The 15,872-nt window shown below is 54.4% G+C and carries 12 protein-coding genes; 1 reads left to right on the top strand and 11 read right to left on the bottom strand.

Annotation, left to right across the window (positions count from 1 at the left end; translation table 11 throughout):
• Positions 1–12: 12 nt before the first annotated feature.
• From METH5_RS0106105 to METH5_RS0106120, 4 genes are all read right to left on the bottom strand, one after another.
• The gene (locus METH5_RS0106105) at positions 13–1,122 is read right to left on the bottom strand and encodes a catalase family protein (protein ID WP_029147675.1); all 1,110 of its coding nucleotides are present in this window, start codon (positions 1,120–1,122) and stop codon (positions 13–15) included.
• 116 nt (positions 1,123–1,238) lie between these two features.
• Positions 1,239–1,400 (bottom strand): hypothetical protein, encoded by a 162-nt coding sequence (locus tag METH5_RS15745; RefSeq protein WP_198290684.1) that lies wholly within the window; start codon positions 1,398–1,400, stop codon positions 1,239–1,241.
• Between the two features lie 245 nt (positions 1,401–1,645).
• Positions 1,646–1,936 (bottom strand): DUF2218 domain-containing protein, encoded by a 291-nt coding sequence (locus tag METH5_RS0106115; protein WP_029147676.1) that lies wholly within the window; start codon positions 1,934–1,936, stop codon positions 1,646–1,648.
• A 122-nt stretch (positions 1,937–2,058) separates the two neighbouring features.
• On the bottom strand, positions 2,059–4,356 hold the full coding sequence (locus METH5_RS0106120; RefSeq protein WP_036307656.1) for a TonB-dependent siderophore receptor: 2,298 nt from the start codon (positions 4,354–4,356) through the stop codon (positions 2,059–2,061).
• 146 nt (positions 4,357–4,502) lie between these two features.
• On the opposite strand from METH5_RS0106120, the gene METH5_RS14785 reads away from it, so the two are divergent.
• Positions 4,503–5,522: an AraC family transcriptional regulator gene (locus METH5_RS14785; protein WP_157381503.1), complete on the top strand. Its 1,020-nt coding sequence runs from the start codon at positions 4,503–4,505 to the stop codon at positions 5,520–5,522.
• A 16-nt stretch (positions 5,523–5,538) separates the two neighbouring features.
• On the opposite strand, the gene METH5_RS15195 is transcribed toward METH5_RS14785, so the two are convergent.
• The 7 genes from METH5_RS15195 to dhbC are packed head-to-tail and all read right to left on the bottom strand — an operon-like array spanning position 5,539 to position 15,861.
• Positions 5,539–6,309: a 4'-phosphopantetheinyl transferase superfamily protein gene (locus METH5_RS15195; protein WP_081726712.1), complete on the bottom strand. Its 771-nt coding sequence runs from the start codon at positions 6,307–6,309 to the stop codon at positions 5,539–5,541.
• Between the two features lie 15 nt (positions 6,310–6,324).
• Positions 6,325–7,086 carry a 2,3-dihydro-2,3-dihydroxybenzoate dehydrogenase gene (locus METH5_RS0106135; protein WP_029147678.1) on the bottom strand — a complete coding sequence of 254 codons (762 nt, stop codon included), beginning with the start codon at positions 7,084–7,086 and terminating at the stop codon, positions 6,325–6,327.
• A complete protein-coding gene (locus METH5_RS14795) occupies positions 7,083–11,138 on the bottom strand; it encodes a non-ribosomal peptide synthetase (RefSeq protein ID WP_198290685.1) in 4,056 nt (1,351 codons plus the stop codon). The genes METH5_RS0106135 and METH5_RS14795 overlap by 4 nt, the downstream gene beginning before the upstream one ends.
• A 33-nt stretch (positions 11,139–11,171) precedes the next feature.
• Positions 11,172–12,158, bottom strand: coding sequence for an alpha/beta hydrolase (locus METH5_RS14800; RefSeq protein ID WP_051412874.1), 987 nt, complete (start codon positions 12,156–12,158; stop codon positions 11,172–11,174).
• The gene (locus METH5_RS0106150) at positions 12,151–13,023 is read right to left on the bottom strand and encodes an isochorismatase family protein (RefSeq protein ID WP_029147679.1); all 873 of its coding nucleotides are present in this window, start codon (positions 13,021–13,023) and stop codon (positions 12,151–12,153) included. Before METH5_RS0106150 ends, METH5_RS14800 begins: the two co-directional genes overlap by 8 nt.
• Positions 13,010–14,671, bottom strand: coding sequence for a (2,3-dihydroxybenzoyl)adenylate synthase (locus METH5_RS14805; RefSeq protein WP_051412876.1), 1,662 nt, complete (start codon positions 14,669–14,671; stop codon positions 13,010–13,012). Before METH5_RS14805 ends, METH5_RS0106150 begins: the two co-directional genes overlap by 14 nt.
• Positions 14,671–15,861: an isochorismate synthase DhbC gene (gene dhbC / locus METH5_RS0106160; protein WP_036307659.1), complete on the bottom strand. Its 1,191-nt coding sequence runs from the start codon at positions 15,859–15,861 to the stop codon at positions 14,671–14,673. Before dhbC ends, METH5_RS14805 begins: the two co-directional genes overlap by 1 nt.
• Positions 15,862–15,872 lie beyond the last annotated feature (11 nt).

Here is a 15,872-nt window from a genome sequence, read left to right on the forward strand (position 1 = left end):
CGTGTGTTTGTATTAGCACAAGTCGTCCAGGCTCGTCGGCTCACAAATCTGTGTGCTTGTTGGGGCGACACTCAGGTTTTTAGACATTTCATAGCTCATTTTTCTCAGCCGCATCACCGAGCCTAATGGCCGGTGCGATTGAATGCCGTGCCAGGGCGAGAACATCATGCACTCGTCGACGACGTGCGAACGATAGGGACTCCAGGCAATTTGTGGCTTGGCGGTGATGCGCGCAATGGGGATGTAAGGCGACACATCTTCTGACCAGATCACGGTTGAGTCTTCAATCGGCATTTGCTTGATATCGGTGCACAGTTGCGCACGCAGCTCCCACACGGCAGTATGGGCAATAAAGTAGTCGACAATGGATTTTCTGAGGCCATCTGAGGCGAGGGTATCAATCGGTTTGTTGGTGAGGGTGAGCAGGTCTGGCGCAACGGGCACAAAAGCCATTTTGGCCATGTAATTGCCGTATAAAATCGGGTCCTGACTAAAGTAGGTTTCCCCTAAAATATTCGTTTCTTGCGACTGGTGCAGATTTCTAATCAGGGTTTGCTGGCCATGTTTGAGCGATTCGACCAGCTTGGCGGTAGAGCGGAATATTTGCGATAAAAAATGCCTGAATTCAGTGCTGGTGTCTGGTGTAGTGGCAATGTGTTTCAGGTTAGACAGAAACACTTGCACGCTGGAGGATAGAAAGCTGGCACCATTCACCAATAAAAAATCCTGGGTGATGGCTTCTTCGCTACCTGGCAGCCTGTCACCATTTACGCCGAGCACCTTGATCGCCAGGCTGCGTGGGGTACAGGTTTTGTCATGCAAAATATCGCCAGGTACGGTAGAAAAACGCATTACCAATGGTAACGTTTGTGCTTTGGCAAACATGCCTTGGGCCAGTGGCGCGGGGAGCTTATCGTAAATCTCCATTTCAGCAGAGATCAGGCCGTGGCTTTTCACATGCACACTGCGGGCGCTATAGTTCGCATGTGCGGCAGTGATTTCCGAGATTTTTCGCAGGGTATATTGCAGGTTTTCCCGGCTTTTTGTTTCGCTCTCCGCCAGCACCTCGTAAGCGGGTTGATAGTTGAGGGGTGAAATTCCAATATCAGCAGTTTGTTGCATAACAATCCCCATTTTTTAGCAGGTAAGCCATGGGTGTTACAAATCAGCCACCCCGCAAACCTGCATAGATTTTGATTGAAAATTGACTATGTGTTGATGCTTGGTAAAAACACTATTCAAGATGAGTTATCTTTGGGTTCACCCGCTTGCTGAAGGTGTTGATTGGCAATGCTGGCGGCAACTTCTTCTTCACGCCCAGAGTCGCGGTGGTCTTTTTTGAATGTGTGCTTGAGCGTTTTGTATTCTTGTGCGCGCTTGAGATTGGATACTCTAGGCATATGCATACTCCTTCATTCGTTGAGTACAAACGGCAGCCGTGAAGGCTGCCGTATTTGTCTTGTTATGAATGAAACTCGAAATGCATTCGACACTTCATTTCAAACGCGACAAGTGCAGATTACGCTCATTGACCTGAATACTTAATCAGCAGATTTCCTATTGTTGTGTAGGAAATGCTATATGGGTGTTGCACGGAAAAATGCCATGCACATATTTAGACTCAGTAGATTTAAAATAAGTTCCGTTATTCTTCAGGTATTTGCCAATTTACTGTCATGGGGGCTTTGCGTGAGAACAGGGCAATGTGCTCGTTAAGCACATATTGTAATTGTTTGAGGTTTTCATCCGACATGGCATGGCACTCAAACTCGAGTACGCCGTCTTGTACCCTGAGTACGCAATTACCCCAGGGAAACCTTGCCAGGCCTTGTGTATCGGTATATTCAACCTCGATTTTTCGCCGAAAGTGGCTACAGAGGCCGACTAGGTAGCGGCTGGGTTCGTGGGTCGGCAAATGGCCTTTCAAGTGGTGCATGTATCTCTCTCCTGATATTTTTTAATAGCTACATTGTGGTTGCTTAAACAAAAAGCAGCGCTCAACCAGGTGTTGGCTGGTTGAGCGCGCAGAATAATGGCGTATTCTGTGTTGGGTCCGTCTTAGAACGAGGTATTCAGTAACACGTAAAATGCGCGTCCCGGTTCGTTGTAAGTTTCGGCCCCGGCCCCAGAAATAATGCCGAAACCATTGTTAATCCCAGAGGCGTTCCCGCGACGGTAGAGGCGTTTATCAAACAGGTTGCTGATGCCGGTGGTCATGCGCCAGTGATTGGAAAACTTGTAACTGGCATTGATCCCAAATAATGCATAGCTATCTAGTTCGTTGGCAGCGTCGCCACTCACACGGTCGCCATGGTAGTCAAATTTCTTTGGTTTTTGTTTGCCAAATAAAGACATGGTGGTTTGCAAGCCAAGTTGGTCATTCACTTTCCAGTCAAGTACTGAGTTGACGGTATATTGGGGGATGATAGATAAGACATCACGCGTTTTTTTATTGATGGAGTCTGTCATGTAGGTGAAGTTGTTGGTCCACATCACACTGTCATGTAGGGGGAACTTGAGCGTGCCTTCAAAGCCTTGTACCAGCGCGTCCGGGATATTCGACCACTGGAAAATATTGGCCTGGCTACCCGTGGTGGCGCGGCTTGTCGGGGTAAGACCGGCATCAATCTTGTCTTTGTAATCGTTACGGAAGAACGTTAAACCTGCCAACACGGCACCTGCTTTGTATTCAAGCCCGATTTCTTTATTGATGCTGTGCTCTGCATTGAGGTCATCATTGCCTTGCAAGTAACAGGCCGCACCGCCATAACAACCAGCGCCTCTACTGAATAGCAGGTAGTCGGTATTAATCTGGTATAAGTTAGGTGCTTTGTAAGCGCGTGCAATGCCGGTTTTAACCGTCCAGTTTTCTGTCATGCTATGTGACAGGTTAATCGACGGGCTCCAGTTATCACCGACTTTGCTATGCTGGTCGAAGCGCAGGCCTGGCGTTAACAGTGTGCTGTCGGTCAATGCAATATTGCTTTCGACAAACACCGAAAAAATATTAGCCGCACTGAACGTATTGCGGCCAGTGTCGGTTAGTCCTGGCACATTGCCGCCCAACAGGGTCTGTGTCATTGAGTTAGGGTCGTCCAGTGTTTGGCGTACCCATTCTGTGCCCACGGTCAGCATCTGGCTTAAGCCGCCAACTTTGCCAGGGAGGGTTGTTTCGGCGTGACCAGTATAGTTTTTTAGCTCCGAGGTTTGAAATCCGGGATCGGTCGATGAAAACAAGCCTTCCGTCCCTCCGGCAAGCCCCTCCTTCAGGCGATTATTGCGCGTATGTTCATACTGCAAATAAGCCATCGAAGTACCGAAGTCATACTTGCCATGATGGGTCAGCGCATAGTTTTCACGGTACATAATATTCGTTTCGCGTCCTAAATACGCGTTGATTTGGTCTGTCGTCGGACTGGGTGTCGTTCCGCCTGGGGCTGTGGTCGTGAAGTTATTGGTGTTTTGGGCATCGCCACCATAAATGTTGCCTTGCCGACTAAACGTGGCGTCCAGGTCCAGGCGATGATTGTCACTCACCTGCCAGCTTAAACGACCATTCAAGTCACGATTGCGCACCCCTTCGCGGCCTGTTGGAAAAGAGTTGCTATAAATGCCGGTGCGTAGCGTCGCATGGCCTTCATTAATGTCAACATCATCGGCGTCTGTTTTATTCATGTTGCCGTAAATGCGGTAAGACAACGTGTCGGTAATTGGGCCGCTCAAGCCAAAGTTGAGTCTGCGGGTCGCGCCATCAACCGAGTCTTCCGGGACGCTGGTATAAGCGGTGACGGAACCATGCGTCTCTTTGGCAGCAGCCTTGGTGATGATGTTGACCACACCACCGGCGGCACCGTTGCCATAACGCGCGGCCGCTGGGCCGCGGATAATTTCAATGCGCTCAACCTGCTCTGGTGGCACCCAGTTGGTGTCCCCTCGGGTATCACGCTCACCGCGCCAGCCATAGCGCACCGAGTTACGGCTGCTCACCGGGCGGCCATCAATCAGAATGAGTGTGTTTTCCGGGCCCATACCGCGGATATCAATCTGGCGGTTGTTGCCGCGCTGGCCGCTGGTCGAGTTGCCGGTCAAGTTAACGCCGGGCATGGTGCGGATGATTTCAGACAAATCATTGGTAGGCGGGCGTTTTGCAATATCTTCAGCCGTGATGACAGACACGCCAGGGGCTTGTTTGAGCTCTTCCTGGGCAGAAGAAACGGTTATTTCTTCGAGTGTTTGTATGTTGCTGGTGACTGCGTCTGCGGCAAAAGAGGCTTGTGTCGCGCAGGCCATGATTACCATGGCTGACAGCGTTTTTAATTTAAATGAAGAAGGGTGATGATGAGTGATTAAAGGCATATTTTTTCCGTAGGGTTGCTATTTCCGCACACTGTTTCAAGAAGCACGATGAGTTGTTATAATAAGAATGATTATCATTTATAATTTTAACATCTGTCCTTTTGGCGGGCAGGTCAGTTTTGTTTGCTTAAGCAAGAAAGATGTTTGTGCGCACACCAATCCCAAGCTCCAGTAAGCGTCAGGCAGGCAAATTGTCGTCTGGGCGCAGACTGTCGGCAGACCATGATATTGATATAGCAAACCTGCATGCCAAGTTCGGGCAGGAGCATCGCTTGCTGTCGCCGGATATTGGCAAGGCCGCCCCATTGATGCAGGGCGACTTTTCTTTTACACGCGTGCGTGAGGGCATGACCTTGCACTGCACCGACATTGTGCATTTGCATGACATGCGTACGCAGTTTGTGATTCACGAGCCCTGCATCAAGATCATGTTAAAGATTGAAGGCAATGCACAGGTGGTGATGGGGCAGCAAACGCTGCAACTGGACGTCGGCGAAGGGTCGGACGCCGTGCCGCAAGGCGTAGTGGTCAGTATTCATGATCCGGTTAATTTTGAGCGGCACTCGCACGCTGGCAGCCGTCAGCGCATGGTGGTGTTAACCTTAACCCCGGTCTGGCTGGCGGCGGCTGGTTTTGAGCCCAGCCTGTTTCAGGATGGCCTGGCGATTCACAACTGGAACCCGACCGCGCGTGATATTGCCATTGCCGAGCAGTTGATACATCCGGTGGGCAGTGAAGGGCCGTTACAAATGCTGCATCAGGAGTGCCGTGCGCTGGAGTTGATTGTGCATGCACTGTCGCAGACATTGCCCGCAGAACCTGTGGCGCCGGTAGAGATGTCAACCACGGCCTACCAACGCGTGCTGCGCCTGCAAGCATTGATAGACAGTGGCGAGGCAGACCAGCTCGACATGCGCGCGATTGCCAAATACATAGGGTGTAATGCAAATACGTTACAACAGCAGTTCCGGCAGATTCACGGCCAAACCATTTTTGACTATATGCGCCAATGCCGTCTGGAGCGCGCTGCCCATGCGTTGAGAGATGATGGCGTCAGTGTGACGCAGGCGGCGGAAATTGCCGGTTATAGCAGCCAGGCTAATTTTTCAACCGCGTTTCACCGCCATTTTGGCACCTTGCCCAAACACTACCGTAACCAGGGCTAACTGGTCGCAAACCCGCTTATAGCAAAGCCAGGGCTGCTTGATACCCATAGGCCACGGCCAATGGCCAGGCTTGTATTTGCATAGTCTTTGTCTCTGCCAGTGACACCTCAAGGTGTGTTGCCATCGGTAACACCGATAGCGTCGTTAACTCTGCTGTCAGGCCTGTGCCCAAGGCTTTTAAGACGGCTTCTTTGCCGGTCCAGATTTGTGTCCAGTCAGTTGCATGCGGGTGTTGCAGGCAATAAGCCTGTTCACGTGGGCTGAATACGCTGAGCAGAGCACGCTGCTGCTGTGTGCTCGCCAATGCTTCTATGTCTATACCCACTGGCCGCTGTGCTGATAAGGCAATCAGGCCTAACTGCTGGCTATGTGACAGGTTGAATTGTAACGGTGCCGCCGGTGCGCGCAGGCAGGGCTTGCCAAAAGCGCTTAATCCCAATTGAATACAGTGTGCGGGTTGCTGCAAGTGATGTGCAATCAAATGGCGCAGCGCAGCGCGCATCACGGCATAGCGTATACGGTCAGCCAGGCGGTGATAGCGTTTGCAGCGCGCACGCTCATCAACCGCCAGCAAGGTGAGTAGCTGCTGATATTGTTGCTCGGTGACCAGGCTTGCTGCCGCATCTCTAGCAAGCATCAACTGCCAGACCTGCACCCCGGCCGGTAAATGCGCAGTTGGCAAGAGCATGACGTGGCGCACAAATGGCAACGCTTGAAGGCCGTGTATGGCCGTGCCGGACAAGGTTTTTTCGTGTTGCACATGCATTTGGCTAAGCGTTGTCATCATGACATCCAACAACGACTAAGCATCTAGCGTCGCCCCGCCGTCTACCCGCAAGTCGTGCATGGTGATATGGCGGGCAGCATCACTGAGCAAAAACAGCACTGTGTTGGCAATATCCTGCGCATCGGCAATGCGGCCAAGCGGGATACCGGTACGGTAATGCGGCAGAGAACCGGCAATGACGGTGCTGGCATCGCTGCCAGATTGCCATAGCTGACGCTGCATCTCGGTATCAGTAGAGCCGGGCGAGACAATATTGCAGCGGATGCCGTAAGGCGCCAGTTCTAGCCCCAAGCATTTTGCAAAGTGACAAGCCGCCGCTTTGGATGCTGCATAAGCCGCCATCTGCATGCGTGGAATGGCCGCCGCATTGGAGCCTACGGTGACGATGCGGCCGCGTTTGTGCGCCATCATGTGCCTAGCCACGGCGCGTGACAGGTAAAACAGACCATGGGTGTTGACGGCAAAAATACGCTCCCAGTCTTGGTCGCTGCATTCACAAATGCTGCCCATGCGCAGTATGCCCGCTACATTGGCCAGCATGTCGATTTCACCCAAATCAGCGGCGATACGCTCAACCACAGCGCTGACCTCTTGGCTGCGGCTCAAATCTACCGTATAGGTAGTCACGCGATCGCCATAGGGTTGCATGGCGCGTTGTAAGGTCTCGGCCTGGATATCCAGCGCGGCCACGCGCGCGCCTTGTTCAACCAGTGCGGCCACCACGGCTGCGCCTATGCCTTGTGCGGCACCGGTCACAATGGCGAGCTGGCCTTTCATACCAGACTCACTTCCTGCGCGATGGCTAATTCAGGCGCGGGTTTGATCAGTAGCCGCTCAGCCAGTGCCTGGCCAATGGCGGCCATGGGCGCCGGGTCGCTCATGCCAAAATGGTTGCAGTTGATCACCACACAATCGAGCCGCCCTTGCAGATAAGGTAGCCAGGAGGCTGGCTGCGGGGTATCTGGTGCGCGCTCGGCGGCCTGAAACAGCAACAGGTCGCCCTGGTAATGCGGTGTTTGGCTGGCACGAAACAGCTGCATGCCATGCAGTGCTGTTTCGCCCAGGCGCTCGAGTGCTTCTCGCCCTAGCGAGGCAAGCGGGCTGCCGGGACGTAGCAAGCGCTGGTAAATGGCTTCAGGCGTTTCAGCTTCAAGTTCGCCGGTCACACTCAACAAGGTAATTAAGGCATCGTGCAGGCTTGGGGCACGCCAGTCGGCAAAAGCGGGTGCCGGGTAGCTGTCCATCAGCGCGACCAATTCGACCTGCTCACCCAACTGCGTCAGGTGGCTGGCGATGGCGTGTGCCAGTGCACCACCCAGCGACCAGCCTAGCAAACGATAAGGCCCCTGTGCTTGCTGCTGGCGGATACGCGCGGCATAGGTTTCTACCATGGCGGCAAAGCTGTCAGGCAAGGCGCTGTCTGCCGTTGCCTGCAAACCATAAATGGCAATGCCCGGTAAATGCCGTGCCAGTGCCAGATAGCACCATGACAACCCTTCTGCTGGATGCAGGCAAAACAGTGCAGGATGCGCGCCTTGCTGGATGGCTAACATGGGGGCGAACGCTTGTGCCGACTGGCTAGGCGGTGGGCGATGCGCCACCGGTGCGCTGAGTGCTTTGGCTAGCGCCTGCACGGTGGCATGGTTAAACAGGGCCGAGATGGCAATTTCACGTTGCAGCAATTGCCCCAGCTTGCTCGATACCTGAATCGCTTGCAGTGATTTGCCACCCAGGTCAAAGAAATTGGCGTGTACATGCTCGGGCATCACGCCCAGCACCTCATACCAAACCTGCATGATCTGCTGCTCAAGCGGGCTCGCTTGCGGCACGTTGGCTGGCTGTTGTGAGGCCAGCCTGTCTGCTAACTGTTTGCGGTCGATTTTTCCATTCAGGTTGCGCGGCAATTCGGATACAACACGCCAATGGTCAGGTACCGCGGCGGCAGGCAACAGGTCTGCCAGTGCTGTCCGCAATGCGCTGGCATGATCCATCGTTGCCGGTGTATCGGCACACACGACAAAGGCAGCCAATATCACGCCAGTGGGTTGGCGCGGCAGAGTCACCACGGCGGCTTCACGCACACTCGGGTGGCTGAGTAATGCGTTCTCGATTTCGGCCGGGTCAATGCGCAGTCCGCTGATTTTGACTTCATTATCCAATCTGCCTAAAAACTGTAGTTGGCCTTGTTGCAAACGCACCAGGTCACCGGTGCGATACGCGCGCACGGCAAAGTCCTGATACGCAGGCGAAATGATGCGTGGGGTAATAAAGCGTTGTGTTGTCAGCGCGCTATTGCGGTGGTAATGCATGGCCAGCGCATCGCCGCACAGTAGTAACTCACCAGGTTTGCCTGCCGCCACCGGGTACAAGCGTTCATCGACCACCAGCGCCTGTACGCCCGGGCGTGGCAAGCCAATCGGCACCTGGTCACTGCCATCCCACACGGCTTGTGGCCCGTTTAATATGGCAGTAGTGGCAATGACTGATGCTTCAGTGGGGCCGTAGCTGTTGAGCAGCACATTGTCAGGCAGCAACTGTTGCCAGCGCCGTGCGCGCTCGGCCAAGGCGGCTTCGCCGCCGATGATGGTTAGCCTGACGCTGTGCAGGTCGCGAGCCAGGGCTGGGGTCAGCGCATAGGCCAGTTCATGCCAGTATGCCGTTGGCAGGTCGAGCACGCTAATCTGTGCCTGCTGGATAAACCCGGTAAAGCTCGAGATAGCGTCCAGCATGGCGTCGGTACGTAATATCAGTGTGGCACCATGGCATAGCGAGAGGAAAATTTCTTCTATGCTGGCATCAAAATGTAATGGTGCAAATTGCAGTACACGGTCATTGGCCTGCACTTGATAGAGCTGACCGGCGCTGGCCACGAAGTGCGCCAATGCAGCATGGCTCATTAGCACGCCATTGGGTGTGCCCGTAGAGCCTGAGGTATACAGCAGGTAGGCCGGGTCTTCGGGGCTTACCGGCAGCGGCCGGGCGAGAGGATGATTGTTGAAAATAGCCGACACATCGGCTGCCGCTTGTTCATGTGCGCATGTCGCCATGTACACCACTGGCAAGTTGCCCGCGTTGTGTGCCCATTCTGTCCGCGTAATCACTTGTTGCGGCGCCGCATCGGTCAACACCATGTCCAGTCGGCCAGCTGGGCCGAGCGGGTCCAGTGGTACATAGCAGCCGCCTGCCCACAAGGTAGCTAAAATCGCGATAATTGCTTCTGGGCTGCGTGGCAGCAGGATAATGACACGGTCTTGTGGCTGCAAACCATTCGCCTGCAATTGCGCAGCCATTTCAATCACCTGGTGTAGCAAGGCCTGGTAGCTGAGTGAGTGATGACTACTTGTGTCATCTTGCCATTCTAGGGCCGGGTGGTTGGGGCGGCTAAACGCCGTTTTATATAAACGTTGCAGCATCGGTTGCGCTGGCTGTTGCAACGCCTCTCCGCGTAACAATGACAATGGTGGCAAGTCTTGTAGCAATGGGGCGAGGGCGGCTTGCGGCGCATGTGCCGCTAACTGGTTTAGCCAGTGTGACAAGTCTGCATGTAACTCTGCCAGGCGCTCGCTGTCGTAAGCATTCGGGTTAGCTTCGAGTAATAACTGCCATTCGCCATTGAGCACAAATACGCTGATATTCAGGTCTTTGACCGGGCCCGCGCTGATCGGGTGTATGGTGCTTTGCAAGCCAGCAAACGGCGCGTGGCGGTCAAATGGCATGATATTCACCGCCTGGTTAAACAAATGCTTTTGTACCTCGAGCAAGCCGAGGTCGCCGCGTATCCAACTGTAACGGTAATACAAATGTGGCCGGATGGTACGCAGGCTGTTGGCGAGCTGCTGACTCATGGCGCACATGTCCTGCGCCGGGTCAACGTAAACACTCATCGGTACAATATTCATCGCCATGCAGGGGATGCCCAGCGCCGGAGTGCCCAAGCGGTTCATGACCGGCAGGCCAAAAGTGAGTTGCTGCTGGCCAGATTGTTTGGCTAGCCACACCCCGATGGCGGCCAGCATCCAGCTGCCCCAATCTTGGCCGCATTGCTGGGCGGCGTGTTCCAGCCTGGCAACATGTTCTTTGTTCAGGCGCACACCGTGGCGTAGCACCTCATCTGAGAACTCCTGGGCGGGGGCGACCACCGCAGAGGCGGGCGCATGTTGCAAATGCTGTGTCCAAAAGGCTTTATCGCGCTCAAACCTGCCATCGGTGTTGTACTGGCGTTCGGCCTCTAATACCTTATGCAGCGACCAGTCAGGCAGCGGTGGCAAGGCCTGGCCGCTGACATGGGCACTGTAGCGTGCGGCAACTGCCTGGCACACCATGCCGTAACCGTAACCATCCAGCGCAATATGGTGTACCTGCAAATACCATTGCCAGCGGTCGTCAGCTAGTTGCAGCAGCGCGGTGCGATACAGCGCGTCCTGGGTCGGGCGGCACACGGTGGCCAGCGATTGCTTGGCCCATTGCCACGCTGCAGTTTCAGAGTCAGGTGCTGTACGAAAGTCGTGTATCTCCAGCACCGTTGCAGCAGGTTGTGGCCATTGCCACAAGCCTTCGTCATTCATTTCAAAGCGCATATGCAGGGTTTGGCAGTTGTTTAGCACTTCGGTGACACTCAGGCGCAGTGCTTCAACATTGAGTACGCCATGCAGTTCTATGGCTTCTGCGGTGAGGTAGCTGGGACTGTCTGGCACCATTTGCTGCCCCATCCAGATGCCATATTGGGCAGCGCTGGTGGGTAAACGGCTTGATGTTGTATTCATGGAAGCATCCTCGGCATAGGCGCTGCCCGGCGGGCGGCGCAGAATATTGGGGATGGCGCGTGCCATCCCGATGGATCAGGGAAAGTGTGGGCGATGAACCTAAGGCGCAAACGCGAATGCTGGCACAGCTCTGGCGCCATGCATCAGCATGTCCTCGTGGTCATGGTCTTGCAGGCGCTGAAACTGCACTTTGCTAGCAGGCAAGCCAGTTTGTTGCAACAAGGTGGCAAAGCGCTCAGCATTGTCGACCATGGTACGGCTCTGCAATTTTGCTTGTTGTTCAGCAGAGGCAAAGCTGGCTGGAAATTGCTCGTCTGTGCCGACGGTAATCATGACGCGGTTGATGGTGTGTACCTGTTGCAGTGCTGTTAAGTGGTCTGGTAACTGCTTGATGGTCTGGTGCTCGCCAAACCACAGCGATGGGCTGGCGGCCCAGTAACGCTGAAAATGTTGTGGCTGTGTGCTCAGTGTATACAGCGTGAACAAGCCACCATACGAAAACCCAAACAAGGTATTTTTTTCTGGATTAAGCTCAAAATGCTGTGCGAGCAGTGGGCGTAGCTCCAACGTTAAAAACTTCAAAAAGGCATCGGCACCGCCATGCTTGGTAGAAAAAGAGTCACCGGTTTTTGCGCTGGTGGCCGGAGTATAGTCCTGCGCCCGTGCGTTGATATCAAACGGAACACCACTGGCATAGCCGATGCCTACGATCAGCCCTGCCGGTTCTTCCCCTACTTTTTTGCGCCATTGCGCACTTTCGTTGGCATAGGGCGGCCTGGGGCGGGCCACTTCCATCATCGGCACACTGGCCAGGCCATCGAGTGCCCACAGCACCGGATAGCCACCGGCAGGCGGCGCTTTGTGCGGCAAGTCGAGCACAATGCGGTATTGCTGGCCGGTATAGCTGGAGGTCAGGTCAAAACTCAGGCTGTTTGATAGTTGTGTGGGTGCCCAGTGCGTGGGAAGCGGCAGTGTGTCTGCCTGGGCCAGGGAGAGGTGCAGCAGCCAGCCTAACATCGCGAACAGGCTAAAGCGTAACACCGCAACGTTGCTTGTGCGCGTGCGTAAAAAAGCATGCTTAAGCATAGGCCATCTCCTGTTGGTTGAGGCGCGCCCACCAGTCGGCAAGGGTCGGATTTTCAGCCAGCGCCATAAAATTCAGGTCTACACCTGCCTGGCGCCAGCGCTCCACCAACGACATAATACGTATCGAATCCAGCCCCCAGTCGAGCAGGTTGTCGTCGTCCTGTAATTGGCTGGCTTCTATCTGTAGCAAGTTGGCGATGCTGGCCTTGAGGGCAGGCAGCGAGGCAGGCAGCAGGGTACGCAAGTGGTCGAGCAGATTGCCAGTGCTGATGGTCACGCCGCAACGTTGGGCCACATATTGCAGTGCCATGGCATGCTCTGCGGCTGAAAAGTCTGCCAACGCATCTGCAACAAAAAAGGGTTGAATATCGCGCATAAAGGCATCACAGGCGGTCATCATGCAGCCTATGTGCGCATACACACCACAAATAATGAGCTGGTCACGCCCTTGGTCAAACATCATTTCCTGCAAGGTTGACTTCTGAAAAGCACTGTAACGCCATTTATCCAGCACCAGATCTTGTGCCTGCGGTGCCAGCTCGGCCACAATCTGCTTGCCGTGTGGTTGCGCGGTGAGTCCCGGCCCCCACATGTCTTGCAATAGCCCACGTTCTTGTGGTGTTTGTTGTGGTAGTTGGGCCGTGTAGATCACTGGAATATCCAGTGCATGTGCCTGATCAATCAGACGTCTGATATTGGCCAGTAATTGAGGCACAGGCGTCTGGGTACGGTCATAAAAATCCAGGAAGTAATCCTGCATATCATGTACCAGCAGCACAGCACGCAGTGCATCCGTTTCCCAGTTGACGCGATTATCAATAGTGAGCGCGGGCATGACATAAGAAGCGATTTTAGGAATTGCCATAAGAAAAACTTTCGTGTGTGTTCAGTAAAGCGGATGTATTAGCCGTTAGTTGGTGAGTGACTTGCTGGCGTAATGCTTTTTTATTGATCTTGCCGACACCGGTTTTAGGTAATTCGTTGATGAATTCAATGCGGTCAGGAATTTTATAACCCGCCAGGCCACGTGCACGCAGAAACCGTACGCAATCAATCTGGCGCAAACTCTTATCCCGTGCCACGACAAAGGCACAGCTCTTTTCGCCCATATAAGCATCTGGCATGGCGACAATCGCGCAATCCACCACCAAGTGGTGGATCAGCAATTGATGCTCTACTTCTTCGGCAGAAATTTTTTCGCCACCACGGTTGATTTGATCCTTATTCCGGCCCTCCACCACGAGATTGCCTTCTGCGGTCATGCGCACCATATCGCCAGTACGATAGAAGCCATCGGCGGTGAATGCGCGTGCATTATGTTCGGGGGCCTTGTAATAACCGCGAATGGTATAAGGGCCGCGCGTGAGCAGATGACCAATGTCGCCAGCGGCGACCGGCTGATCTTCATCGTCGACGATGCGGATTTCATCATCGGCTGAAATGGGTCTGCCCTGGCTATGCAGCAACACCTCTAATGGGTCATCCAGCCGGGTGTAGTTGACCAAGCCTTCAGCCATGCCAAACACCTGTTGTAAGGTTACCCCCAGCTCGCCGATGACACGTTGTGCCATGGCACTGTTGAACCGCGCACCGCCCACCTGCAGCAGTTTTAAATGGCGCAGATCAGGCTGGCTGCGTTTGATGGCATCGAGCCAGACCGGCACCAGTGGCGGTACCAGGGCGACAATGCTGACTTGTTGGCGCGTCATCCATGCCAGTGCAATATCCGGGCTGGGGTGGGCACACATCACGACACAACCGCCTGCATACAAAGTGCCGAGTGAGCCGGGTGAACTGAGTGCAAAATTATGTCCGGCCGGGATCACGCTCAGGTAGACGCTGTCTGGCGTTAACTGGCAAATGTCTGCACTGGCACGCACACTGTACAGATAGTCGTCATGGGTGCGCGGGATCAGCTTGGGCGTGCCCGTACTGCCGCCAGACAGTTGTAAAAATGCAATTTCTTCGGCACCTGGGCCTGCCGGCAGTTCGCCTGGTTGCGTGGGTAAGTCCGTTAAAGTATGAAACTCTTGGGCCTCACCCAGCACAATAATATGCTTGAGGCTTGGGCTATTGGCTTGTACCTCGCGTGCCAGTGGGCGATAGTCAAAGTGCTCGGCGCGGTCGGCAATGATATAGGCCACGGCCTCGGCATGTTGGCAAAAGTAGCTGATTTCTAGCTGACGATGTGCCGGTAATGCAAACACGGGCACGGCACCCAAGCGGAACAGTGCAAAAATAGTGGCGATAAATTCTGCACAATTGGGTAGTTGCACCACCACGCGGTCACCATGGCCAATGCCCAGGTTGTGAAAGCCATGTGCGAGGCGCATGACTTCGGCCCCCAGTGCGCTATAGCTCCAGCGCCGGGTGTCACTGACCACTGCCAGTTTGTCGCCATATTTTGCGACGCGTGTTGCCAGCATTTCAGAGAATGTCTCACCGCGCCAATAGCCTTGCGCTCGGTAGTGGGCCGCGGTTTCTGGCGGCCATGGCGTGCAATGGGTCAGCATCAGTAAGCTCCTTCTTGCACCATGCCCAGCGCATTCAGCATGGTTTTGAATTTAGCCGTGGTTTCGGCCAGTTCGTGCTGTGGCTCTGAGTCGGCAACGACTCCGGCACCGGCAAACAGGCGCACATGCTGGCCATTGACCTTGGCGCAGCGCAAGGTGACGATCCACTCACCGTTACCGGCGGCATCGCACCAGCCGACCATGCCGGAATAAAAACCACGGTCAAAGCCTTCCAGCTTGGCGATGAGTTCACGTGCCTGGGTGAATGGGTAGCCGCACACTGCGGGTGTCGGGTGTAAGCTGGCGGCTAACGCTAGGGCGCTGGCTGCTGGGGTAGATAACTCACCATGGATGTCGCTGGATAAATGCCACATGGTTTCGGTGTGAATCGCAGAGGGCCGCGCAGGCACCGATAGCATTTTGCAATAGGGTCTGAGGGCTTTTGCCACGGTATCTGCCACTACTTTGTGCTCGTGCAAGTCTTTGTCTGATTGCAGCAAGCCCAGGCTGCGTTTGAGGTCTGCGCGGTTATCTTTCACTCGTGGAATCGAGCCAGCTAAAGGGTTGGAGCGTACATATTTTCCCTGGCGACTCAGTAATAATTCGGGGCTGGCGCCTATCAGTGTGCCTTGACCGTTTGCCCCGAGGTTAACGGCAAAGGTATAGCCTAGCGCATTGCTCCATGCCAGACGCTGTAATAATGCCTGCATATCTACAGGTTGCTGTGTGGTCAGTTCCAGCGTCCGCGCCAGCACTACTTTGCTCAGATGCTTATCGCGGATTTGGCTGACGGCGGCCGCTACACCATCTGCGTATTTTTCAGGTGCCGGGGTCGGTGTGACCTGGCCATCGGTTGCGCGCGGTGGAGGCAAGTAGCCTTCTCTGGCCAGTGGGCCAGCATGCACAATTTGTTTTGGAATAAACAGGCAGGCTGCTTGATGGGTATCAAACGGAATGGCACCGACCACAATCGGATCAGGATGGCCATTTTTCTGTGCCTGCTGTAGGGCAGTGTTCACTGCTGTATTCAGTTCGGCCATATTGCTGGTTGCCGGAATAGTGGCATAGCATCCTTCGGCCATCATGGTTTGTTCTGGCGTGGTAAAGAAAAACGGCGTGTCCTGGCGATAGCGTAGCAACAGTTTTTCTGCTTGCGGGTCGCCTACCAGTCCTCTGAAAATATCATTCATATGGCTATCCT

The sequence above is a fragment of the Methylophilus sp. 5 genome, assembly GCF_000515275.1.
Lineage (GTDB): Bacteria > Pseudomonadota > Gammaproteobacteria > Burkholderiales > Methylophilaceae > Methylophilus.

Excerpts from the sequence above, each read along its gene's own strand:
- METH5_RS0106105 (WP_029147675.1), bottom strand. The coding sequence starts at position 1,122 with ATGCAACAAACTGCTGATATTGGAATTTCACCCCTCAACTATCAACCC.
- METH5_RS15745 (WP_198290684.1), bottom strand. The coding sequence starts at position 1,400 with ATGCCTAGAGTATCCAATCTCAAGCGCGCACAAGAATACAAAACGCTC.
- METH5_RS0106115 (WP_029147676.1), bottom strand. The coding sequence starts at position 1,936 with ATGCACCACTTGAAAGGCCATTTGCCGACCCACGAACCCAGCCGCTAC.
- METH5_RS0106120 (WP_036307656.1), bottom strand. The coding sequence starts at position 4,356 with ATGCCTTTAATCACTCATCATCACCCTTCTTCATTTAAATTAAAAACG.
- METH5_RS15195 (WP_081726712.1), bottom strand. The coding sequence starts at position 6,309 with ATGATGACAACGCTTAGCCAAATGCATGTGCAACACGAAAAAACCTTG.
- METH5_RS0106135 (WP_029147678.1), bottom strand. The coding sequence starts at position 7,086 with ATGAAAGGCCAGCTCGCCATTGTGACCGGTGCCGCACAAGGCATAGGC.
- METH5_RS14795 (WP_198290685.1), bottom strand. The coding sequence starts at position 11,138 with ATGGCACGCGCCATCCCCAATATTCTGCGCCGCCCGCCGGGCAGCGCC.
- METH5_RS14800 (WP_051412874.1), bottom strand. The coding sequence starts at position 12,158 with ATGCTTAAGCATGCTTTTTTACGCACGCGCACAAGCAACGTTGCGGTG.
- METH5_RS0106150 (WP_029147679.1), bottom strand. The coding sequence starts at position 13,023 with ATGGCAATTCCTAAAATCGCTTCTTATGTCATGCCCGCGCTCACTATT.
- METH5_RS14805 (WP_051412876.1), bottom strand. The coding sequence starts at position 14,671 with ATGCTGACCCATTGCACGCCATGGCCGCCAGAAACCGCGGCCCACTAC.
- dhbC (WP_036307659.1), bottom strand. The coding sequence starts at position 15,861 with ATGAATGATATTTTCAGAGGACTGGTAGGCGACCCGCAAGCAGAAAAA.